The 22,631-nt window shown below is 42.8% G+C and carries 30 protein-coding genes; 17 read left to right on the forward strand and 13 right to left on the reverse strand.

What is annotated here, in order from left to right:
• Window positions 1-251 precede the first annotated feature (251 nt).
• Complete coding sequence (locus B5G00_RS11235) at window positions 252-506, reverse strand: helix-turn-helix domain-containing protein (protein WP_054352600.1); 255 nt, start codon at window positions 504-506, stop codon at window positions 252-254.
• A gap of 154 nt (window positions 507-660) precedes the next feature.
• Window positions 661-1,002 (reverse strand): helix-turn-helix domain-containing protein, encoded by a 342-nt coding sequence (locus B5G00_RS11240; RefSeq protein WP_087202377.1) that lies wholly within the window; start codon window positions 1,000-1,002, stop codon window positions 661-663.
• A 132-nt stretch (window positions 1,003-1,134) separates the two neighbouring features.
• On the opposite strand from B5G00_RS11240, the gene B5G00_RS11245 reads away from it, so the two are divergent.
• Window positions 1,135-1,839, forward strand: a complete 705-nt coding sequence (locus B5G00_RS11245) for a hypothetical protein (RefSeq protein ID WP_087202379.1) — start codon at window positions 1,135-1,137, stop codon at window positions 1,837-1,839.
• A gap of 349 nt (window positions 1,840-2,188) precedes the next feature.
• On the opposite strand, the gene B5G00_RS11255 is transcribed toward B5G00_RS11245, so the two are convergent.
• The 3 genes from B5G00_RS11255 to B5G00_RS11265 are packed head-to-tail and all read right to left on the reverse strand — an operon-like array spanning window position 2,189 to window position 4,238.
• On the reverse strand, window positions 2,189-2,959 hold the full coding sequence (locus B5G00_RS11255; RefSeq protein ID WP_087202383.1) for a hypothetical protein: 771 nt from the start codon (window positions 2,957-2,959) through the stop codon (window positions 2,189-2,191).
• A 2-nt stretch (window positions 2,960-2,961) separates the two neighbouring features.
• Window positions 2,962-3,843, reverse strand: coding sequence for an ABC transporter ATP-binding protein (locus tag B5G00_RS11260; protein ID WP_087202385.1), 882 nt, complete (start codon window positions 3,841-3,843; stop codon window positions 2,962-2,964).
• Window positions 3,844-3,872: 29 nt separating this feature from the next.
• Window positions 3,873-4,238, reverse strand: a complete 366-nt coding sequence (locus B5G00_RS11265) for a helix-turn-helix domain-containing protein (RefSeq protein ID WP_087272740.1) — start codon at window positions 4,236-4,238, stop codon at window positions 3,873-3,875.
• Between the two features lie 249 nt (window positions 4,239-4,487).
• Here B5G00_RS11265 and B5G00_RS11270 point away from each other — a divergent pair, with 249 nt between their 5' ends.
• The 8 genes from B5G00_RS11270 to B5G00_RS19335 all read left to right on the forward strand — a co-directional run bounded on the left by B5G00_RS11270 (window position 4,488) and on the right by B5G00_RS19335 (window position 7,450).
• Entirely contained in the window at window positions 4,488-4,745 is a 258-nt protein-coding gene (locus B5G00_RS11270) for a helix-turn-helix domain-containing protein (RefSeq protein WP_206423789.1), read from the forward strand.
• A gap of 40 nt (window positions 4,746-4,785) precedes the next feature.
• Complete coding sequence (locus B5G00_RS11275) at window positions 4,786-4,983, forward strand: hypothetical protein (protein WP_087272746.1); 198 nt, start codon at window positions 4,786-4,788, stop codon at window positions 4,981-4,983.
• Window positions 4,984-5,021: 38 nt separating this feature from the next.
• Window positions 5,022-5,210 carry a hypothetical protein gene (locus tag B5G00_RS11280; protein ID WP_087272749.1) on the forward strand — a complete coding sequence of 63 codons (189 nt, stop codon included), beginning with the start codon at window positions 5,022-5,024 and terminating at the stop codon, window positions 5,208-5,210.
• Window positions 5,211-5,280: 70 nt separating this feature from the next.
• On the forward strand, window positions 5,281-5,535 hold the full coding sequence (locus tag B5G00_RS11285; RefSeq protein WP_087272752.1) for a YgiT-type zinc finger protein: 255 nt from the start codon (window positions 5,281-5,283) through the stop codon (window positions 5,533-5,535).
• A 50-nt stretch (window positions 5,536-5,585) separates the two neighbouring features.
• Window positions 5,586-6,005, forward strand: coding sequence for a conjugal transfer protein (locus B5G00_RS11290; protein ID WP_087272755.1), 420 nt, complete (start codon window positions 5,586-5,588; stop codon window positions 6,003-6,005).
• 39 nt (window positions 6,006-6,044) lie between these two features.
• A complete protein-coding gene (locus B5G00_RS11295) occupies window positions 6,045-6,596 on the forward strand; it encodes a hypothetical protein (protein WP_087272758.1) in 552 nt (183 codons plus the stop codon).
• 51 nt (window positions 6,597-6,647) lie between these two features.
• A complete protein-coding gene (locus B5G00_RS11300; protein WP_087272761.1) occupies window positions 6,648-6,995 on the forward strand; it encodes a hypothetical protein in 348 nt (115 codons plus the stop codon).
• A 59-nt stretch (window positions 6,996-7,054) separates the two neighbouring features.
• Entirely contained in the window at window positions 7,055-7,450 is a 396-nt protein-coding gene (locus B5G00_RS19335; RefSeq protein WP_087272764.1) for a hypothetical protein, read from the forward strand.
• Window positions 7,451-7,891: 441 nt separating this feature from the next.
• On the opposite strand, the gene B5G00_RS11310 is transcribed toward B5G00_RS19335, so the two are convergent.
• The 8 genes from B5G00_RS11310 to B5G00_RS11345 all read right to left on the reverse strand — a co-directional run bounded on the left by B5G00_RS11310 (window position 7,892) and on the right by B5G00_RS11345 (window position 16,333).
• Window positions 7,892-8,818 (reverse strand): RNA-binding protein, encoded by a 927-nt coding sequence (locus B5G00_RS11310; RefSeq protein WP_087272766.1) that lies wholly within the window; start codon window positions 8,816-8,818, stop codon window positions 7,892-7,894.
• A 20-nt stretch (window positions 8,819-8,838) separates the two neighbouring features.
• Entirely contained in the window at window positions 8,839-10,839 is a 2,001-nt protein-coding gene (locus B5G00_RS11315) for a VirD4-like conjugal transfer protein, CD1115 family (protein WP_087272769.1), read from the reverse strand.
• Window positions 10,829-11,935 (reverse strand): hypothetical protein, encoded by a 1,107-nt coding sequence (locus tag B5G00_RS11320; RefSeq protein WP_296101851.1) that lies wholly within the window; start codon window positions 11,933-11,935, stop codon window positions 10,829-10,831. The genes B5G00_RS11315 and B5G00_RS11320 overlap by 11 nt, the downstream gene beginning before the upstream one ends.
• Window positions 11,936-12,076: 141 nt before the next feature.
• Window positions 12,077-12,745: a DUF6100 family protein gene (locus B5G00_RS11325; protein WP_087202401.1), complete on the reverse strand. Its 669-nt coding sequence runs from the start codon at window positions 12,743-12,745 to the stop codon at window positions 12,077-12,079.
• 6 nt (window positions 12,746-12,751) lie between these two features.
• Window positions 12,752-13,276, reverse strand: a complete 525-nt coding sequence (locus B5G00_RS11330; RefSeq protein WP_087272774.1) for a DUF5697 family protein — start codon at window positions 13,274-13,276, stop codon at window positions 12,752-12,754.
• A 240-nt stretch (window positions 13,277-13,516) separates the two neighbouring features.
• Window positions 13,517-14,047, reverse strand: a complete 531-nt coding sequence (locus B5G00_RS11335; RefSeq protein ID WP_015574567.1) for a hypothetical protein — start codon at window positions 14,045-14,047, stop codon at window positions 13,517-13,519.
• Complete coding sequence (locus tag B5G00_RS11340) at window positions 14,034-15,377, reverse strand: MarR family transcriptional regulator (RefSeq protein ID WP_242971340.1); 1,344 nt, start codon at window positions 15,375-15,377, stop codon at window positions 14,034-14,036. Before B5G00_RS11340 ends, B5G00_RS11335 begins: the two co-directional genes overlap by 14 nt.
• Window positions 15,378-15,808: 431 nt before the next feature.
• Window positions 15,809-16,333, reverse strand: coding sequence for a helix-turn-helix domain-containing protein (locus B5G00_RS11345; RefSeq protein ID WP_087272777.1), 525 nt, complete (start codon window positions 16,331-16,333; stop codon window positions 15,809-15,811).
• 233 nt (window positions 16,334-16,566) lie between these two features.
• Between B5G00_RS11345 and B5G00_RS11350 the strand changes: the two genes are divergently transcribed.
• From B5G00_RS11350 to B5G00_RS11390, 8 genes are all read left to right on the forward strand, one after another.
• Window positions 16,567-16,749 (forward strand): transcriptional regulator, encoded by a 183-nt coding sequence (locus B5G00_RS11350; protein ID WP_026650251.1) that lies wholly within the window; start codon window positions 16,567-16,569, stop codon window positions 16,747-16,749.
• Window positions 16,750-16,766: 17 nt separating this feature from the next.
• The gene (locus B5G00_RS11355) at window positions 16,767-17,867 is read left to right on the forward strand and encodes a site-specific integrase (protein WP_087272780.1); all 1,101 of its coding nucleotides are present in this window, start codon (window positions 16,767-16,769) and stop codon (window positions 17,865-17,867) included.
• Window positions 17,845-18,168: a plasmid mobilization protein gene (locus tag B5G00_RS11360; protein WP_087272783.1), complete on the forward strand. Its 324-nt coding sequence runs from the start codon at window positions 17,845-17,847 to the stop codon at window positions 18,166-18,168. The genes B5G00_RS11355 and B5G00_RS11360 overlap by 23 nt, the downstream gene beginning before the upstream one ends.
• Window positions 18,165-19,319 carry an AAA family ATPase gene (locus B5G00_RS11365; RefSeq protein ID WP_087272786.1) on the forward strand — a complete coding sequence of 385 codons (1,155 nt, stop codon included), beginning with the start codon at window positions 18,165-18,167 and terminating at the stop codon, window positions 19,317-19,319. Before B5G00_RS11360 ends, B5G00_RS11365 begins: the two co-directional genes overlap by 4 nt.
• Window positions 19,320-19,410: 91 nt before the next feature.
• Window positions 19,411-19,653, forward strand: coding sequence for a complexin-2 (locus B5G00_RS11370; RefSeq protein ID WP_087272789.1), 243 nt, complete (start codon window positions 19,411-19,413; stop codon window positions 19,651-19,653).
• A 174-nt stretch (window positions 19,654-19,827) separates the two neighbouring features.
• Complete coding sequence (locus tag B5G00_RS11375; RefSeq protein ID WP_087272793.1) at window positions 19,828-20,055, forward strand: DUF5348 domain-containing protein; 228 nt, start codon at window positions 19,828-19,830, stop codon at window positions 20,053-20,055.
• Between the two features lie 342 nt (window positions 20,056-20,397).
• Entirely contained in the window at window positions 20,398-21,894 is a 1,497-nt protein-coding gene (locus tag B5G00_RS11385) for a MobA/MobL family protein (protein ID WP_087272800.1), read from the forward strand.
• A gap of 10 nt (window positions 21,895-21,904) precedes the next feature.
• On the forward strand, window positions 21,905-22,282 hold the full coding sequence (locus B5G00_RS11390) for a TnpV protein (protein WP_087272802.1): 378 nt from the start codon (window positions 21,905-21,907) through the stop codon (window positions 22,280-22,282).
• Window positions 22,283-22,631 lie beyond the last annotated feature (349 nt).

Here is a 22,631-nt window from a genome sequence, read left to right on the forward strand (position 1 = left end):
TCTGCAAAGCCATATGAAGTTGTTGAAGGGAAACCTCCTTTCCCTGCACGAAAAAACGCAGCCAATCCGGGCGGGAGGCTGCCGCCTTTGGATGCGCTGCGTTTTCGCTGCATATAATTTTGACAGTACCTATTGTAACACGGGGAAATTTACGGCACAATCGCAAAACCGTGCCAGTTTCGTGCGAAACCGGGAAGAATATGTGCCACGGTCAGAACGAAGAGAAAGCGGGAAGATTTGGGGGAGAAGAATTATTCTGAACCTGGGAGATGGACATCCCGAAAGAAGGTGTTATAGTCCACCTGAAAGATCTGGGCAAGGCCTGCAAGGACCGAGATGCGGATGCTGTAGGTACCGCCTTCGATCTGAGAGTAGATGCTCCGGGTGATGTCCAGATCCATAAGCTGCAGTTTGGAAACCACCTGGTCCTGTGTCAGCTTCCGCTCCATGCGCAGGGAGCGGATGGTTTCGCCAATCTGAATATCCTGTTTCAGTTTTTGTTCCATGAAAGAAGCCTCCTTTTTCGTGTTTCCGGGAGTATGCCGAAACCGATCTCGTGAATTTGCAATGTATTCATTGCAGTTTCCTTGATTCTACTGGATATTCCGAGTATAATTGCAATGTATTCATTGCAAAACCGCAGGGGCTTAGGCCCTGCGGTCAGTTCTGTTTCTCTACCAGGGAGGCTTTGGAGAGCAGCTCCTGGATCGTTTCGATGGTTTTGTTATCCAGGGAGCTGACATATTGGATGAGGTTTAAGGCAGCCGGTGACATCCTGTAATCATGCGCCTGGCATAAAAGCCAGCGATCCATAGACAGGCTGAAGGTTTTGGAAAGGACCATGGCAACTTCCAGAGATGGAAGTTGTTGTCCACGTTCAATCTTGGTATAGTATGAATAGGAAATGCCTGCTTTTTCTGCAGCATATTCCTGGGTGTATCCGAGCTGGAGCCGTCGTTCCTTCAGGATCCTGCCGATCCGCCTGATTTCAGATTGTTCCATGTTCTTTACACCCCCTTTCCATGTTTGCCTTTATGGTAAGACATAAATAGTGTCTGAACCACATACTATTTATGCTCATAACAGACACAAATAATGCTTGTTACAGACATAAATAAAGCGGGAGGAAGGACGATGCAGAAAGGAAAGTATTACCGGATGAGAAAAGAACTGGTATGGGGAGCGGGCATCCTGGCTGCCCTGCTTCTTTTTTTCACAGCTTTTGGGAAAATGAAAGATACGGCAGATATGCTGCAACAGGAGGAGTTCACTTCTATGGAGTATAAAGAATTGCCAGCAGTCCAGTCGGAATTGTCGGATTCGGAGGGCTGTTATCTGTGTGGTACAGCAAAGGAAAGCCTGATGGGATATTTCCGGCAGTTTGATGATCTGGGGATTATCAGTGTAAACCAGTGGTATGTGCTGGATTTCGGCATCCTGCCTCATGAGGAGGACGGAGCAGATACCAGTGGCACCAGGACTGCCATGACAGGCACCGGGGAAGGCGGAGATTTCTTTTCCAGCACACAGACACCCTCCCGTGGGATTTCCAAGGTGAAAGTCAGTTATGGGGAAGATAGCATCCTGGATGTGGAGAAGGCAAAAACCATTCTCTGCCAGGACTGCCTGGATAAGCTGCTCGCTGTCATGGAAACCTACGGACCGGAAGGGGAGGAACCAAAGCCCAGGGATCTTTGTCTGGTGGATTTTCAGACGCTGGAGCTGTATTCCCTGCAGGAGCAGCATGCCAGCTACTACATCAGGGATTATTATGTACGGCTGGATCAGACGGAAGACGGGATGGAGGTGGAGGCGGTCTATGCGCCGGAAAGAAAGTAACGGGAACCTGCAGATACATTTTGAAAATTCCATGTCTTTATGGCTTCTCATATTTTTCTGATATTTTTTGAAGTGAAGCAAAGAAATGAAAGTGTGGATATGATGATTCTGAAACAATCGGCCTCTGCAAAACTTCAAAGGGCAGACGGGGGATATGCTGCATCAGAACAGTCAAAGAAATGTTTCAAAGCCAATCCCGAAAAGCTATTTCATTCTGATTAATAATGCGGGGCGGCAGCACTTTGTGCTGTCCCCCGTGCTTGCCTATCTGTAAAGGCGAATAAGGATGTCAATGCCAATGCGCGTTCATCTTGATCGTTGACTGGCTCGGCCGCCTTTGCTACTTCTTTTACAAATCCATTTTCTCAATCTTGCGAATACCAATATGGGTAAATAATATTCCCGCACAAATAGAATAAAGGAGAAAAAGCATTGTAGAGAGTGCGATTTGTGAGCTGTTTGAAGAAGTTACAACTATGTAATGTAATGGCGAGAGATATTTTATCCCGTCTATATAAGACATTAAATTCATTATGATATAGAGAATCATGTACACGCCTACACATACAAGTGTCTTCAACCTTGTTGCCATTAGCATTACGAGAAAAATCGTTATCAGCCAAAACATACAATTACAAATGATTTGAGCGACTTCCATACTCACATTACTATCATAGAATATGCCGCTTGCAACATTTGGATTGTGAACAAGCACAGCATAATAAAATACGATACTCGTTAGAACTAATAAAATATCTATGAATACCGAAAAAATTAACAGTGCTAATTCTTTGCCTCCATATATCAATTTTCGGATACCGATTTGATTTATGTATAAGCGAATACTCTTATTCTCAATTTCTGATGCCAAACTTCTTCCAATGATTGCAGATAAAATCACATTGAAAATGAACATAGACTGACTCATCTGAAACATTGCGCTGACAAAGCCTATGGCTGTTATATTTCCTGTACCTGTATATGTGATAACATCTGAATTAGAAGCTAAACCCACAGAATATAAAATTGGCACAAGTAAAATTGCAAACATGAGCCACGAATCTTTTCTTTGGAATAGTTTTTTTAATTCTACTTTTGTGATAATTGCAAGAGTGTTCATTCTTATCCCTCCATTCCAAACAGGCTTTTGAGATTATTTTTCTGGACGGAGAAACCACAAATATAATGCCCTTTTTGCAGTAATATCTTCTGAATATCTATAATAAGTGTTTCGTCCTGAAACATGATTTTATCCTCGAAGAAACGCAAATCGCTACATTTTTCAAGAAGTGACCGCTTTATATCATCAGAAATTGTGCGTTCGATTTTTACGGTATAAGTTTGCTTATGTTCAAGTGGCTGGTCTAACTGCTTGTTGCCTTTTGAAATCATGACCACTCTATCGCAAATTTCATCTACATCATCTAAATCATGGCTTGAAAATAATACTGGTACGTTCTGTTTATGTGCCATATCCAAAATAGTCTGTTTGAAAAGCTCTTTGCCGATTGGATCAAGGCCAACAAAGGGTTCATCCAAAATCAGAAAACCGACTTCTGTAAATAAACACTGGCATAGACCGAGCCGCTGCTTCATACCAAAAGAAAATTCTTTGACTTTCTTTTTACGGCTGCTATAAAGTTCTGTCATTTCCAGCAGTTCCTTGATTCGCGTGTCCTGTTTCAAATTAGTCAGTTGTGAAAGCAAACGTAGATTTTCCTCTGCAGAAATGTAATCTAAAAATTGCGGTTCAATCAAAATGCCAAATTCTCGTATTATCAATGGGTTTGCAACGATATTTTTCCCTTTATATTGCACTTGACCGGCACTTGGTTTACTATATCCGCAAATGATATTTAATAGCGTTGTTTTTCCAGCGCCATTCTCTCCAATTAGTGCAACAATTTCACCCGGACATATATCCATAGAAAAATCATTCAAGGCGATTTTATCTCCATACCTTTTCGTTACATTTTGCACTTGTAACAAATAGTCTTTTCCCATGCCTCATACCCTTTCTTAAAATATGGCTATCAATATACAAAGCTAAAAATTAAAACAACCACGACAATCAGAAGAACAGCGGCAATACCGCCTCCGATGATAGCTCCCCATTTTATGATTTTCTTGGCGTTTTCCACATCACTGTATATGGAATTTAGCCTTTCGCTATTTAAGTTTTTTTCCCGCACTTCCTGCACATCAATGTCCTTGACGAGTTCATCTAACGTCAAGCCAAAGAAGTCACTCAACAATACCAACCGTTGAAAATCAGGATAGGACTGGCAGCTTTCCCACTTTGAAATCGTCTGCCTTGTCACATTCAATTCTGCTCCCAGTTCTTCTTGGGATAACCCTTTGCTTTTTCTCAAAGAAATCAATTTTTCATTAAAATTCATATTCTGCACTCCCTTTTGCTTTTATGGTGGATTAATTATAACAAAAGCTACCTTTAGTATTCCACCAATAAGGGGTGGAAATCTGTCAACTGATAATAACATTTGATAAAAGAACGCCGGTTCCGAAAAAAATTCTCCACTCTGAATAATAATGCGGGGCGTTGAACATAGCGGGATGACGAAATACGCTGTTCTAACCGTTCAGGCTATGGTATGATAAGACTATTGAAAGCAAAGGAGCGTGATTTTGTGAAAGAACAGGAATGTACGCTGGATCTGAATACAATAGAAGCGGCGGTCGCCGGGGAGAAATGGGCGCTGGAGAAGGTGCTGGCGTATTATGCGGATTATATTGAGGAACTGGCGACAGTAGAAATCGAACAGCCAGATGGAAACGTGAAAAAAGTTGTGGATGAGGACATGAAGCAGCAGATCGGTCTGAAACTGTTGGAAGAAATCCCGAACTTTCCATTGGAGGAAGCGAAGAAGAAAGTAGCAGAGGAATGAAGAGACAAATTGGAATTTTTAAGCCTGAAAGGAGAACTTTATGGAAGAATTAAAATCTATCATGGAAAAATTTGCTGCGTCAGATTGGGATTTAATAGCTGTTCCCGCACAACAATGGTTAGATGGAGAAGCTGATAAAAATGCTTTAGTATCAGCAATTAAGCAGGCTGATAAAGAATGTGGAAATTGCGGGTGCGAATTAGACCCATTGTATAAAAGAGCATTGGAACTTCTTTGAGAATACGTCAACTCCTAAGCTAGAGGGGATATAGCAATATGAAAAACAATAGATATTTAACTATTGGCTTATTAACGGGATTTATTGTGGGTGGCTGCATAGGTGTGTTGGCATGGGTGTTTTTACAAAATATTTTTGCCATTCCTATTTGTGCAAGTATCGGAATATTGATTGGAATTGTTATAGGTACGGTGATTGATTATCAAAAAAATCATCAAGAGAAATAGCAAAAATGGATGATGCCTTAAAGGGAAAATCCTAAGTTGTCGAATTGGAATTTTTCAAGGAGGATTTACAATGAAATGTATGAAATGTCATAACACATTGCACTCAGAAACCGGCGAATTTTCTATGGCTATTAACGGAAAAAGTATAAAAGTCATAAATGCACCTGTATTACATTGCAAGAACTGTAATTCGGTAATTATTAGCGACGAAGTAAAAGAAAAGGCAAAAGAATTTTCAAAAGTATATTTATATCCAGACAATACTCTTGATTACGCAGAATGTGAAGCCGGAACGATTATGTCGGTAATGAATTTACTGCTTTGATGACGACAAATCCTAAGTTGTCGAATTGGAAGTTATCGAGGTGTTTAATCATGAATGAAAGAGAAAAGATTATCCGTTTATGGTTTGATATGTGGCTACAAAAGAAAGACTTAGGTATTTCCGAGATATTTGCAGGCAATTCCCTCTATATTGAAAGTTGGGGGCCGGAGTATCATGGCTCCGCAAAAATTAAACTTTGGTTTGACGAATGGAATACCCGAGGCACCGTTCTTCAATGGGATATAAAACAGTTCTTTCACAAAGAAAATAAGACGATAGTCGAATGGTACTTTAAAAATCAAATGAAAAATGGAAAGGTTGAAGCGTTTGACGGAGTTTCCCTTATTGAGTGGACAAGTGACAACAACATTTTGTTCCTCAAAGAGTTCGGTTGTAACATCAATCACTATGATCCTTATGAACACGGAAATGAGCCTCAATTCAGAGACGAAAAAGCAGGTTGGTTTTAACGCATTCGTCTACAAATTCCAATTTGAGGAGGTTGGGCTATGGGAAAACAAATAAACTATTATATGGAGTTCAATGATTTTCGACAGTTAGCCCAATACGCATTGGATATTGGCTGTATGGTAGGTAAACAAGAAAATGGCAAAATTGTTAGCAGCAATTCAGTTGATATTGTACAGCCAGATTATAAGAAATATTTTTTCTATTTGCCAGAAACAGAAAAGGTGCTTATTCAGTTACAAGATGATAAGCAACAAATTGGCGGATATAACAAATCTGGAAATGTTGTAATTGAAGCTAACTTCTCACGCATATGGCATGATAGAAAAGAAATATCGCGCGGCAGGCTGTTTTTAAACACAGGATATTATAATGCTCAAGAAAAGAGGATTGATTGTCCTGAATGTATGAAAAAAATATATGAACAACTGAAGATAAAAGTTAAAAAAATAGCTCCCTATACTGAGATGACTGATTTTATTACGGATTATTCTTCAGAAGAGTATAAACAGATAGAATGGAGACATAAAGAATATATTACGCATGAATTGCTTGAATTACATGTGAATAACAGATATAAACTTATAGCATAAAATCCTAATTTGTAGTCCAGATAATTTGAAGTGATAAGGAGAAATTTTTTTATGACAGCGGAAGAAGTGTTTTGTGATTTGTATGATAAATATGGTAAAGATTTTACTTGGCACATGATACCGTTATCGCAATCAAACGGAACTTTGGTTGAAGAATTAAAAAAAGAAATTGGAAATAATCATTTTCTGTATAATAGAAGGATATGGGCAGTGGCAAAGTGCGAAGGGAATGGGGATGTATTGTATGTTACCGGAAGTGAAAATGGGAAAGACATTTATTATATTTTTTCGCTGACGTATTCGGTGGATAATAACATAGACGGATTTCCAAAGTACAAGGAATTTAAAGATATATATGCAGTAAAGGATTTTATTGAACAATCATTAAATGAGAATTAATTTGAAACAGTAAATTCTAAGTTGTAGAGCAGAAAATTGGAAGTTGTGGAGGTCTTAGTATGGGATTATTTGATAAGTTAAAATTGGATAAAGGCAATAAAGATTTTTTTGTATGGCTGGATTCGATTTTAAAGGACGAATTGAATAATGATGTAAAAGCGATTAACTTTAACCTATATGAAGATGCTGATAACAAATGGTCTATTGAGTTAGTCGGTACATTTTCTTTCAATAAAGATGATGATGATTGGGCTTGTGATGAAGTATTTGCTACAAGAGATAATCCTTTCGTGATAGAGTGCGAAAGTGATTGGAAATCAATGGAAACGGTTTTTATTGATTTAGTAAATGAATATCTTTCTTCTGGCAAATATGCAAGCAAATTAAAAGAATACTTAGCGGTTGGTATTGGGTTTGTTGACGGGGATTTGCATATTTTATATGATAAATCCTAAGTTGTAGTGCAGAAAATTGGAATTGCCAGGTTCGCCAGGGGCGTGGATAAATATAAAACTGGGGGACTTGATTTCTCGCATCCCCCAGTGTATAATGAACTCAGAAAGGTAATCAGATGCAAAATCTGATGCCCTCAGTCAATTTATAAGTAATACAGAGATAGCATCCTTGACTTTGGACGGTACAGGATGCTATTTCTTATTATGTCGATTATCTATGTAAGTCAAAGCCGCAAAAATAACTAACAGTAAAGTCAGGACTTCTGTGATAGTCATGGGCATCACCCTCCTTTTTCACTAGAGGGCAAGATCGAAAAGCATCCGTCTTTCTGGTTCAATTATACCGGAATAGTATATCATGGCATATAGCCACTGACAATAAATATATTGTAGGAAATGGCAGCTCTGCAGACGAATATTACAGTGCTGCCGTTTTCTTTTTTACAGGTTCTGCCGGATAATCCGGGTAATAAGCCCCACCGCCACATTGCGCTCCTCATCAATATGCGTAACGACAAAGGATACCTCATCCTTTTTCCCTACGGTACGGGGATCATAGCAGGAATGGGCGATGGCGTTGACGCCAATCGAGAGCCGGACGAATACGGTGCCTTTGTGGATATCTTCCACAACACCGGCATATTTGCCCTGCACCTTGCATTTCTTCATATTTTCCTTGCTGGTATTGCCTTCTACGCTTTTGACATCTGCATGGACGGTAATCTGCTCCGGAGACTCTGCTTTTACATCCAGGATCCGTACCAGGATGTGATCCCCCACACGGAACCGCTCCCTGGCGTCTCCCAGCCAGTCAAAGGATAGATCCCTTGCCAGGATGGAAATTTCCACGCCAAAAATTTCAGCACGGACAACCTTTTCTGCCACAGCGATCACTCTGGCCTGCACGATGCGGTCTTCGCAGACCTTGGGCTTTCCGGATGCATCGGTATCCAGATAGAAAATCTGGCGTTTCTTCAGCATGGCTTCCTTCCGGCTTGCCACAATGCTGCGTGTCTTGGTATCTAATCCTTTCACCAGAAAATCAATCTCACACCCCAGCATATTATTGAGGATTTTATTCTGCCGCAGGGAAAGCTCCCCGTAATCGTGGGCGTTATCCTGGACAAGATTGAGCATCATTTCGGAGATGGGGATGACGGTACGGAAGTCCTTATAATAGACAATGGCGATCAGACTGCCGGCCTCCGTTTTTTCAATGCCGCCCAGTTTCCCGGTGAGGATTTTCCGGGTGCGGTAGGCGTTCTGGATCTCGTGCCAGATGAGATCCGCTTTGGACTGCGGCGTTTCCAGCTGAGCATCGGCGTCCAGGGTAAGGATAGATGTTGCATGGTTCAGTTCGTTTGGCATAAGCTGCCTCCTTTCATAAATCAAGACATTATGGAATCTTTATCCAGCGGAACAATCTCCTCTGGAAACTCCGGAAATTCTTCCGGCAGGTCACTAAGCTCTTCCGGCTGCCCGGAAGGGTAAGCGTGTTTGTCCGGTTCCCGTCGAAGCGGTTTCTCCTGAGAGGGAAAGGCAGGGCGTCTGCCGCTGCGGCCAGGCCGGGGCTTTTTCTTTAAATTCTCCGCAAGAGTCGGTGTATAGTCGTATTCTTCCTGCTCGGCCATCGCCCGCCACTGGGGAACGTGGTCTGCTGCTTTTCTTGGAATCAGTTTTTTGGAATCCGGGTGGAGCGTATAATCGTATTTCTCCACTTCCAGGATTTTCTGTCCCCGCAGGATGATAAGCGCCTTATTTAAGGGCAGCCGCTGAATCTCATCCGGCGTTAAGAGCTTGCGCTTCCCGATGGATCTGGTCTGCCGGTACTCCGGCGTGTAGTCCGACACCCGCCAGGAATTGAGCTGTTTGGCTTCGCTGCTGACTCCAACCGTCACATCTCCGGACCGGTTGGATATAAAGGTGGCGGTCACTTCATCGGTACAGCCTAAGAATAACTGGCTGTCACAATTCCCGATAATTTCCTGCCACTGGTTTAGTGGATACCGGTTTTGCATCTGGGGCAAATTCTGGAAAATACAGGAAATGCTTAAATTTCGGCTCCGGATAACGGAAATTTTTTTGTTCAGCTCCAAGATGGCGCCGGTATTGGCCAGCTCGTCCGCCAGAATATGTACCGGAACCGGCAGCTTTCCGTCCTCCCCTTCTTTATCCGCAAAACGGACCAGCTTGATAAAGATAAAAGTCATGAACAGGGAGGAGAGGAAATCAAAGGTGCTGTCCTGGTCTGAGGTGATACAGAAATACGCACATTTCTGTTTGCCCGGCAGCGTCAGATCGATCTCGTCATAGGAGGTGATCTGCCGGATCATCTTGTTCTGGAACACCTGCAGCCTGGCACCTAACCCGATGATGACACCGGAGCGCACCGTGTCGCTGGCCTGCTTATAGATGCAGTAAGGCACTTTTGCCGGATGGGATACCGGAAGCAGGTCAAACAGGCTGTTCAATTCTTTCTCGGAACTCATAGTCAGCAGCTTGTACACCTGCCCGATATTTTTGGCTTCCGGCGGAAAGCCCTGATCCACATACAGAACCAGGGCTTTTAACAAGTTCATTTCCGCATTATCCCAGAAATGATCCCCTTTAGCAGAGCCGGTATTCTGGATGATGACATCCGCCAAGACCTGAGCCATTGTCTCAGACCCGTTAATCTCCATAAGACAGTTCCAGCTGTCGGAGTTTTCCGGGTTGACCAGGTTGAAACATTTGACGGTATAGCCTTCATTCTCCAGATACACGGACATACTTTCATAGAGTTCGGATTTCGGATCGGTAATGATGAGACTTTCTCCTGGTCCGTCAATTCCGCGGGCAACACTTTGGAAGATAGCATTTCGGACATAGGCACGGCTCTTCATGGAGCCGCTGGAGCCGTAGACTGCCACATTCCGATTCATATAGGTGTGGTAGGGCAGGCAGACGGCCTTGCCGTTCAGCTTGCCTAATATGGTGCCTTTGCTTTTCTTTACATCAGAAGTCAGCTCCAGGACTTTATGCATCTCCTCCGGCGTCATGAACCCGGAGGTGCCATAGGTGCCTTTGGTCGAGTAGTTCAGGTTCCGTTCCCGGTCTGCGACTTCGCCGTTGCGGTCATAGCCCATCCGCATGAGCAAAAAAATCAGCAGCCCAAATACCACAAGGCAGATCCCAATCCCATACAGGTTATACGGAAAATCGGTGACTGCCTGGAAACAGGCTGCCGGATGCGGGGATGGCATCTGTGGGGAACTGCCATTGCCCGGCGTGTTACCGGCGGCAGTCCAGATGCGATAGTTTCGGATAAACTGAGCGATATAGCCGCCTGCATATAAGGTGCAGAGGCTGATGGGAAGCAGATAAATGAGCTTCCACCATTTACGGTTCATGCAAAAACCCCTTTCTGAATTTAGAGAGGTCAATACTGGAGAACCGAATGTCGGCGGTCAGATATCGTTTCAGACAGGGGATTTGGAAATCAAAGCAGATCATCACCCCCTTTCTGCCGTATACATTCAGTCCGGTATTGAATCGGTTAATTCGGTGTAAGTCAAAATCATATGCAAGAACCGCAGGGTTCCCGGAAGCGTCCACCCCATCATGGTCGATGGGAAGGTCTGGCTGCCGGGAACCTAAATCGGATAACAGTAACTGGTCCAGCTGTTTCATGAGCCGTGGCCGGACCAGCAGTTTCAAAAGCGTTTCACCTTCCGGTGTGTTTGGCAGATAGTGAAAGTGTTCATAGGATGTATCCGCTACAAACAGACTCTTTTTGTATCCGCCGGTACTGGTCAGGAGCTGGTAAGCGGTGTCCATGTCCTTCCCGGTCAGGATTGCCCGGACTTTCGGATGTCCCGTATAGGGGAAATCCTGCAGGTAATGCTGCAGGAAGGCGTTCAGCCGTACCTCTGTCCGGTATTCCCACTTGAGTACATGGTCACCGGTGTTATACAGTGCATAGGCACAGTGGGGAGCAAGCAGCACCCCCATGCTCCGGGAATTTCTGATCTTGGTTGCCTCTGAACCGATGTGCTTAAACTCCCGTGATGAGTAAAAAAGGGGCAGGTTTCCCATAGTGAGGATACCGGCTTCGCGGCCTTCCCTGAAAATATCCGGTTTCTGGTCAGCAAAGAACGGGATGCCGGCGCTTAGGAGAGTCAGATAGGTTTCTGCTTTCTGGTACAGACGCAGCCGACGGGTTACTTCGCTTCGGACCTGATTGGTTTCGGTATTCCCGGTGAGGAAGTCACGGAAACGCTCCGGATTTTGAGCAAGGAGCATCTGTTTAGCCCGTCCGGTCAGGCGATAGCCCCTTAAATGATCCCGATAGTGAGTCCGCAGCAGTTTTTGTGCCTTTAACTCTGTAATGAGCTTTTCTCCATAAGAGGGGCTTGGGATCAGACGGGTAAGCTGGTCAGCAGGAAATTCCCCGCAAAGAGCGACCATTTCCAGGAGCCTGTATTTCTGGGAGGTAGAAGGATACAAAATCAGTCACCCCTCCTTCCGGTAGTTACCCATGTAAGTCTGTACTTGGGTAAAAAGTTGTGCTTCCCGGCAAACAAAAAAAGCAGGGATTTCCTGCTTTCAAAGGATGTTTTACCAATGTCGGATAAAATGACGGAAAAATCATGAAATTTCCGATATGGTTTCAATCTCGTTTTTTCGTCCTTTCAGCCACTGGGGAAACCGGGATTTTCCCATCACATAGATGACAGTATGATCCGTATCTCCCAGCTCCGTGGTGTGGTAGGAGTCGCAGTAAAGCCCGCTGTCATCCACCATGATATAGGTGGCAATCGTGTCCAGAAGCTGTTTGAACTCCAGGTTATCGTAATCACGTACCCGGTCAAATGGGCCGTTCCGGTCATAGATCTGGCTGAAGCAGACCACACATTCCCGGTACAGGGGAAGGGAATGGACCGTCAGGTAGTTCTGCAGCGCATAGTTTAGCGGCTCATGGAGAAAGGCAGCGTTGACGTGCTGCTTTCTTTTGGGAAGCAGGCCCGGAAGCGTAATGGAGATCAGATCTTCGTCCTGCCGGATCTCAATCCCCTGGGCATCTGCCGCTTCTTTTAAGTATCCGCTCCGTTTTTCCGGGGCGGCCAGACAGACCAGGTTCCGCATCTGGCAGGCGATCCGTTCCGCCCGCAATGCAGCATTCATACTCAGATCCCCGTAGTTTTCCGGATATGCACGGATATCGGTGGTTTTCAGTGCAAAAACCGTGTTGTTAAGTTTCTGGATCTCTCCTTCCAGCTTCGCAAGCCGTTCATAGAGAATTTTCTGGTTTGAAATGGTGTATTACCTCCTTCCGTAGTAGCTGACAGAGCCGGAGTCATCCACGACACAGAAAGCAAGCACCCCTTCAATCGAGAGTTTCGCCGCCTGCTGGATATTTTCCAGCACCACAAGACGCAACACATCGTGGCGGGGAATGGACTTCATCACATGATCCACCAAAATTTCCTGTTCCAGCGGCACATAGAGGATTTCATATTCCTCATTCTCTGAAAAGAAGTGAAGTTTAACAGGAAAATCCCCGCTGGTATGGAATACGATGGGCTTTTCAAAATCCAGTAAAACCCAGAAGGCAGCAATCGTGCCTCGATCCGGGTTTTTGGCAGCCTCCGGGCTGTCACATAACAGGCCGGCTTCCTTATCATGATAAATCCTTCCCTGCTTGACCAGGCTGGTGATCAGCGACTTGATGGAGTCCTGATTACCAAACATCTTCATTACCTGCTCATACTTGAGGGCATGGTAGGTGGTCAGGAAGCGCAGGAGCTTTTCTCCTTCCCTGTGGTATATCTGATCTCTTGTTTTCATGCCGGATTTCCTCCGTTCAGTAGAATGTGCGTGTGCTGTACGTAGAGTATACGTAGAAATATCTACTTATTATATACGTAGGCTGTACGTACAGCAGTCAGCGTTGGTTTATGGGTACAAAAAAAGCACCGCCGAGGGTGCTGTAAAAAGAAAACTATAAGCAATACCTATTGTAGCATGGGTAAATTTACCCTGCAATCGCAGAACCGGGACAATCCTGTGCCGGAGGTGTGCCACTTCCTACTCCGGGAAGAATTTATTCAGGGTGTCTATGGTTTCCTTTGCCGTATAGCCCCAGAGGATGCTGCTCAGAGCTTCTATCGCCAGGTGGCGTTTCCGGTAGTATGTACGGTAGGAGATATTGGGAATGTGCTGCTCCAGCTTTTCCAGGATCTCTTCCGTGTTCTTCAGCTGCTGCGGCGAGAGAAAGGCATAGTAGAGGATCCAGTAATACTGCTCCCCGTATTTGTGGTTATTCCGCAGAAGATCTACGGAAGACTCCAGCAGCTTCAGCATCCGGTTGCTCCTCTCAATGCTTTTGGCACGTTCCGCAATGTCGCTTCCGGCCAGATCTGCCCCGGCTGCATAAATGGAGTCCAGGAATTCATCAATGCTGGAACCGTACTGCACCTTGAACTGGTTCTCCATCTGGTGAACGACCACTTTCAGACTGTATGTAGCATCCCGGTAACGGCGCAGGAACTGGTACGTATCATGAAACCGGGGATTTTCTTCCGGTGTTGGGAAGTCCTGTCCTTTACGCTTCGGCATACAGATCACCTCCTTCCTGACTTCCAGTTCCCGCATTTTCCGGTATCTGCGGGGATAGATCTGGCAGTAAGATTTCCGGTGGCTCCATCCTGTGCATCCTTTTAGCCCGCTGTCCTATCCTGCCCTCTTTCGGAAGGGGAGTGTTCGCCAGTACGGTTCGGCGCTGCTGTCCAGCCTTCTTTTCAGGCTCCAGCTTTGCAGACTCCGGCCTGGGTTCTATGTTCAGCTCAAACCGATAGTTTGCGGCTCCAAAGGGGCAGATAATATTTAGACCAATTACAGGTATACTATCCTTGCAGTCTGATAAGGGAGATAATATATACCTGGTCCGGGGGCAGTGACAGCAGGAAATCCCTTGTGTATCCAGGAGTTTTGCGACTTTTTTGACCATGTAGCGGATGTGCGAAATTGGAACGCAGGGAATCGGTTTTGAAACAGTAATCTGCTCATCCGTCACTGTTTCTGGTACGCACACAGTCTCTGGTTCTTCAGTTTCCTCTGCAGGTGTTTCTTTTGGAATGTAAATCGGCAGTTTCATTTTCATAGCAATCTCCTCCTTGTCAATCAGTACGTCGCTGATGTTAAACATAATGGAAAGGTAATTGTTCAGGTAAATCATGCTCCCGTGATTACCACGGAAAGATACCAGGGTGATCAGGTTCATCTTCTCCAGCTTTTTTAATAGTCTGGAGACAGTAGGTTTGGAATGTCCCCACCGTTCTCCCAGTGTCTGGAAGCTGGTCAGAGGGGAACCGGTATTATTCCGATAATAGACGACAGGGCCGGTGTCAGAGCAGAGGACAGACGGATCATTGTATACAGCGTGGATCCACAGGTCGAGCAGAATGTCCATTTCCGAGCATTTGCCTGCCTGGATCAATTTATGGGCTTTTCCAATTGGAAAAAAGAAAAAGCCGGTATCCTTTTTACAGGGATAATTGTATTTCAGGGCAGTATTATCATCCTGCCAGTCAGTGATCCGGAATTTGACCAGGCGGTTTTTCTCCAGCAGGGAATAGGTAATGCAGCCTTCCTCCTGGAGATGCTTCAGGATGGATATGGCCTGATGCTGGAACCGGCAACGAAACCAATCCTGCAGTTCTGAGATACTACAGATCCATTCGCCCGGTGAGAGCGTATAAGTGAGCTGCTCTATGCGCCGGTTTGAATTGCTGTAATTGGCGTAGGAGCAAAGAATCAGATACCAGAAAAGAAAAGAGCCTCCGGTGGTTCGGATGCTCCTGTCATTTAATAAAGTCTGTATGAAGTTGCGGTAGATCCGGCAGCGTGGAAAATCTACGATTTGTTTGAGTTCTAATTGGTATTCCATAAGTAAGCCTCCTAATAAAAAAGGCTGACAACGAATGTCAGCCCGTCAAAATGATATGATTTGTCAGTAGGTATTGAGAGAGTGCAGAAGCCAGTTGGTCTCCTCCGGTCTGACACACTCCATTGCATTTTTATTGCATTTTTAAATTTTGTTTTATTGTTTTATAGCGTTTTATAATCGCTAAAACCCCTGTAAATAAGCCAATCTTTGTTTATATCGCTTACCGTCTGTCTGGAGTTTGAATAATCCACACAATTTGATAAAGTCAGTATTTATGCGGGTTGCAAACAAATTTGTTTAGTGATTGGCAACGAAATGGCAACATTTTGTGATTATTCAAAAGATAAGAATTTTATTTCATAACGTATATAAAGAAACCTTACTGATTTTCAGAAGTAAAAAACTGAATATCGGTAAGGTTTTCTTTTTTCTTATTTTTCTTTTTTAGTCAATTCTTTTACAAGGTAATCACTCAGTTCCTGAGATGGTACCTTGGCACGTTTCTGGTAAGTATCCAGTTCCGGGTACTTATATCTCCATTCATCATATTCTTCCTTGCTGATTTCACCGTTTTCCAGTTTGTCAGCTTGTTCCATCCATGCACGAAACATTTCATCGACAGATGAACCGGGAGCAGATATGGAAGAGTCAAGGCAGAGATGAGGTTGTCCATCTACATTTTTTACCTTCAGACCATACATATCTTCCAGTGCAAATAGTGTATGCATCAGACCTATATGGGTATCAATATCGGGCACGGTTAAAGCATGTGTGTTGACACCAAAGATCTGAGACATTTGTTTTACAAGATCAATCTTAGGAACTCTGGCTTCAGATTCATACTGAGCCATGCGGACATCTGAGGTTTTTCCCATGAATCCCAGTTGTTCTCCGAGTTGCTTTTGTGTCATGCCGATGCGGTTACGAAAATATTTGATACGTTGTCCGATTGCCATTTTTGTTTGCCTCCTTATAGTAGTCATTCGTGTTGTCATAATTAATTGTGATAGAAAATAAAACAATTCTGTTTAGGTTCAGTATAGCATGAGCAATTTCGGATAGCAAGAAGAACTTAAACAAAAAAATTTAATATTCTCATAAAATCACTTGACTTAAATTAAAATGTTTAGTATCATGCGAATGTAATAACTTAAACAAATTACGTTAATATAGAGAGGAGAGATGCGATGTGACGAACAGAACTTTTATGACAGTAGAAGAAGTTGCAGCGGAACTGGGAGTTTCCAAGTCTTATGCTTATAAGATTGTCAAACAGTTAAATGATGAATTACAGAAGCTGGGTTATCTTACGGTAGCTGGCAGAGTAAACACCAATTATTTCCGTAAAAAAGTATGTTACAGCGAAGTGTAAGAGAGAGGAGAATTTGTATGAGTATTTACAAAGATAATGTCACTGGGAAGTGGCGAGTGGTTTATCGGTATACCGACTGGACATGGAAAACGAAACAGACTTCAAAACGAGGATTTCCTACGAAGCGAGAAGCTCAGATGTGGGAACACGAACAAATGTTAAAGCATGATGCAAAACTGGATATGACTTTCGCAAGTTTTTATGAAATCTATGTAGAAGATAAAAAGGAACGAATCCGGGATAACACATGGGGAACTAAGAATAATATTGCCAGAACAAAAATTCTTCCATACTTTGGGGAGAGAAAGATTGCAGAAATTGAACCAAAAGATGTGATTGCATGGCAGAATCATTTGCTTGCATTTAAGAGAGCGAATGGAAAAGGGTATTCTGCTTCATATCTGCGGAAAATCCACAGCCAGTTAAGTGCCATTTTCAATCATGCAGTTGATTTTTATCATTTGCCTTCTAATCCGGCACAGAAAGCTGGAAATATAGCAATAGAGGAATATAAGGAAATGTTGTTCTGGACGAAAGAAGAGTATTTGAAATTTGCAGATGTGATGATGGATAAACCAGTTTCTTACTACGCTTTTGAAATGCTTTACTGGTGTGGTATCCGTGAAGGAGAGTTGCTTGCCCTGACACCAGCGGATTTTGACTTTACAACGCATACACTGCGAATTAACAAATCATATCAAAGATTAAACCGGGAAGATGTGATTACCCCACCAAAGACATTTAAAAGTAACAGATTTATCAAGATGCCACAATTTATATGTGATGAGATGCAGGATTATATGGGAATGCTTTACGGTCTGAAGGAAGACGAAAGAATTTTCACAATTTCCAAATCTTATCTGCATCATGAAATGAACAGAGGATCAAAAGTATCTGGTGTGAAACGAATTCGAGTGCATGATTTGAGACATTCCCATGTATCGTTATTGATCAATATGGGATTTACGGTATTAGCAATCGCAGACCGAATGGGACATGAGAGCATTGATATCACTTATCGATATGCACATCTGTTTCCAAGTGAGCAGACACAAATGGCAGAACAGTTGGATATTGAAAGGATGGAAAAATCAAATGGAGAAAAATCTGGACAGTAAAGGAAGATGGAGAAACAAAATCGTAGCATTCCGGGTATCACCGGAAGAAGTAGAGCAGATTGATGCATGTGTTCGATTGTCAGGACTTAGCAAGCAGGACTATATCACAAAACGATTAACTGATCGGGAAATTGTGGTACAGGGAAATCCAAGAGTGTATAAAGCATTGCGAAATCAGATGGCAGAGATTTATGAAGAATTGAAACGTCTGGAAAAATGCAGTGAGGAAAATGAAGAGTTGTTGAGTATCCTGAGATTGGTCGCAGAGACATTGTATGGATTGAAAGGGGATAATGAATGACAGTAAAAGAAAAAATGACTGTTCCGATTGCATCTGTTGGCGCAGATGTGGAACAGCCATCCAGTAATAAATTAACCAACCAAAGTATAGCAGATTTGCCCGGTAAGGGCAATCTGCAAGCCACAAATAATGCGGAAAATACAGCAAAATCAGCAAATAAAAAGAATCCAGATGATCTGGAAACAGTTTCTATGATGGAATTATACGATACCGCATATCCACCAAAACTGCCAATTGTAGATGGACTTCTATATAACGGAACGTATCTGTTTGTCGGTTCACCGAAAATTGGAAAATCATTCTTTATGGCACAGATCGGGTATCACATCAGTAAAGGACTTCCATTGTGGGGCTTTTCAGTCAGACAGGGAACGGTTCTCTATCTGGCATTGGAAGATGATTATGCAAGGTTGCAGAAGCGATTATCACAGATGTTTGGAATGGAAGGTAGTGAGAATTTTTATTTCGCTACAAAATCCAAATCGCTCAATGACGGACTGGAAAAACAGCTTGTAACGTTTGTGACAGAGCATAAAGACGCAAGATTGATTATCATTGATACTCTTCAAAAAGTGCGTGAAGTTGGTGGAGATAAATTCAGTTACGCCAGTGATTATGAGATTGTAACGAAGCTGAAAGCATTCAGTGATAAATATGGTATCTGTTTTCTGGTTGTGCATCATACAAGGAAAATGGAATCTTCAGATAGTTTTGATATGATTTCTGGCACGAATGGATTGCTTGGAGCTGCGGATGGAGCATTCGTCATGCAGAAAGAAAAACGGACAGATAATAAAGCAGTTCTGGAAGTGGCAGGGCGTGACCAGCAGGATCAGAAACTATGGTTGAACTTTAACCGGGAGAGATGTGTCTGGGAACTTACCAAGACAGAGACAGAACTTTGGAAAGAACCAGAAGATCCAGTGTTGGAAAAAATCAAAGAACTTGTAACAGAGATTACGCCAGAGTGGGCAGGAACAGCAACAGAGCTTGTGGAAGTATTGCAGGTGGAAATGCAGCCGAACGCATTATCACGAAAATTAAATGCCAGCCTGGAACGTCTGATTCTGGAATATGGAATTCAGTATAAAACAGAACGAGGACATGATGGAAGAAAGATCAGATTAACTTTTGTTGGAAAACAAGCGTGACGATATGTGACGGTTGTGACGGTATTTTATATAGCGTGCCGGTAGTGAAAATATCGTCACTATCGTCACAACCGTCACGGAAAGGAGAAACATGGAAAGAAAATCACAGGTACAGATACCCAAAGATTTATTACTGGCATTGTTCCAGTATCATCTTGCCGGGAATGAGGAATATTTGCCGGAGATAGAAAAAGCATTGATGGAAAAATTAGACAGTATGGTAAAACGTCAGTTATATACAACATTCAAAACAGCACCAACCGAGGAAGAACGGGAAAAGGCAAGACAAGAATATTTGGATAAGTGCGGAATGCATAAAGATTTTCGATGGTAAAGGTTCTGCTTGATTACCTAATGACAGGAGCGTGGCACGCACCTGTAGATAGCAAACAAAGAGAAGGTCTGTAAGGTGTAGCCGGTAGTTGATTGGCGAAGAAAAAACTTTTCAAAAGGGGGCCCTGATTCAGGGCGTCCCTGCGGAAATGATAAATGAAGGGAGAGTGACACCATGAGAGAAGGAAGATTAGGTTACAACAGTTATAACAAAAGATATGGATTATTGTCATCAGACTTATGGATTGATCCAGGATTTCACTGCGGAGAATGTCTGGAAGTTCTAGTTGATGATCAGTGGGTAAAGACACGAATGGAAATGAATCTGGCGAGAGAATGGTATTTGGTTGGAACACCGTATTGTGGAGATCTGGAGTATGTACGGGCAAGGATACGGGAATAAAGCAGACAGGAAGAGTAATAGTCGGTTTGTTGTTAGTGAAAAAAATAAGCCCGGATACGGGCAGAAAAAGAGGGCGGATACGCCCAAAATGAAAAGCGAAAGCCAAGTTGTGGTAGATGTAAGAAGCATCTCACAAAGCCCTCGGCGTTTGAGAGCGAAATACACCCATCGCACAAATCAAAGATTTGTACTCAGGATATTTCGCCCTGCCGGGAGCTGTTCCGCCGACAGGCGGATAGTTCGTAAACGGATGCCAATACATCCACTCACAAATGATATGGCAGAATTTATTTTGCCGAAGATAAGGAGGGAGTGCCTATCGGAAGAAATTCATTTATTCAAATGACAAAACTAAGCAATGTAAAAGGCAGAATCACTTATATTTCTAGTCATGTAAAACAGGAAAACCTCTATGCAGTTTATGAAACCACAGAACGGAAATTCTGGCGGGAACTTGCAAAATGTAATCAGGAAGAATTTGTAAAAAGTGGGACGGAGGGCAAATGCATTGAAGCAAGGGAATTGATTATTGCTTTGCCAGAGAGTTTTACAGAATATCAGCCGGATAGATTGCTACAGCTTTTTACAAATCATTTTAAACAGAATTATGGAACAGAGTGCATTGCTGCTTTGCACCACAATAAAAGAAAGACCAATTATCACATTCATTTGATATTTGCAGAACGGAAACTATTAGATGAACCAATCATTAAGATTGCCAGCAGAAATATGTTTTATGATGAAAATGGAAAACATGTCCGAACCAAGAAAGAGATATTAGGAGAAGATGGCGAGATCCGAGAAGGCTGCAGTATTGTGAAGAAAGGAGAAGTCTATGAGAAGAAGCTGTTTACTGCGAAAGATGAACGCTTCAAGAGCAATTCATTTTTGGATGAGGTAAAGCATTCTTATACAGATTTAATCAATATTTATGTGCAGGACGAGAAACAGAAACTACAGGTATTTGAGCGTGGCAGTGTTTATCTTGCAACAAAGAAAATCGGAAAAAATAATCCAAAAGCACAGGAAATAGAAGCAGATAACCAAAAACGCCGGGAATGGAACAGAGCTGTTGATATGGCATTGATTAGTGGAGTGCCAGAACCGAAGATAATGGAAGTGAAGCGGAAAGAAATCACGGAGCCGATCAGGGAATCAATTGCTCGGCGTGGAAACAGACCACGATTATTTTCCAGAGTTGTAACAGTGGCTGTTGAGGCATTGGAGTTTTTGATAGCAAGTGTGCTGTTTAAGAAACCCAGGGAAGTGCCAAAACAGACAGAGCAAACGGAAACAGAACACCCAGAGCATGTTGCTGAAAATAGCACGGCAGCAGTCAAGGCAACAAAAGAAGAAAAGGCAGAACCGGAACAACCTAAAATGACGAGGCTTGCATCAAAGTATCCGAAACTATTTAAAGTGAATAAAGAACTGGAAGATCAAAACGGTGCTATTCAACAGAAACAAAAACAGCTCTCTGCAAAGAAGAAAGAACTGTCAGAGGTCACGGGATGGTTTAAAGGAAGAAAGAAAAAAGAATTGCAGAAAGAAATTGATGAACTGAAAAGTCAGATCAGAGATATGAAAGATTACCTTCCGAGGATTGTGCAGAAGATCGGTTATAGAAGTGTACAGGATTTTTTAAAAGATTTTAAGGCTTCTCAAACTGAGTATAGCGAGTATCGAACTGCAATAGCAAAATGGAAGAAAGAAACTGGCAAAGAGCCAGTAGCACATGGTATTAGAGCGAAGCTGGCAGAAAAGAAACAAGGAATACAGAATGAACAGAAAAATAAACAGCATACCCGTAGTCAGAATAAAGATCGGGGAGCAAGATAGGAGGATAATCATGGAGAAACACATTATGGGGGAAAACGGAATCAGTTATACTTTAGGAGAGGACGGTCTGTATTATCCAGACCTATACCTCCCGGAAGAGACAGAGTATCCGATTGGAAAGTATGGAATGCTGAGAAAGTCATATTTGCAGGAGCATCGGAAAGGACTATATCTGGAGCTGGTGCTTGCTGGAAAGTTAAATGAGCATCTGCATCAGATTGATGAGGATTGTAATCAGATGATGGACAGATTGGTGGAGCAGGTGAAAGAAAGGCAGGGAGTGACAGAAGAATTGAAGATGCAGGATCAGATGGCATGGGTTAGGAGAATGAATAATATTCGGGTTTGTACGGAGGAGATTATATTGAAAGAAATCGTATATAGATAAAGAGTAGGGGGCTGTCGCACCAATGATTAGGAAATCATAGATGCGGCAGCATCTTTTTGCTGTTTTTAAGGCGAAATATTCTCTTCTTTCATTCTATTTCTTTAAAAAGGCGAACTTTAATAAACCTTTTCTGGAAAAAGGTTCGTTTGCAGGATTTACTTTTGAACTTTCAAAATCAGGCGGTTTGTTTGAGGGGAAATAAATGCTGCCCTGTCCTTCCTGCCTGGATCGGTAGTGTAAAAAACTTTGTGGCTTTGGTAAAACCTGGCTCCTTTTTGGTAAGAATTACAGATATGACAATTCTTATCGAAAAGGAGTTTATTTATGGCAGTAGCAAAAGACCAAATCC

The sequence above is a fragment of the Blautia sp. An46 genome, from assembly GCF_002161645.1.
GTDB classification, from domain to species: Bacteria; Bacillota; Clostridia; order Lachnospirales; family Lachnospiraceae; genus Blautia; species Blautia ornithocaccae.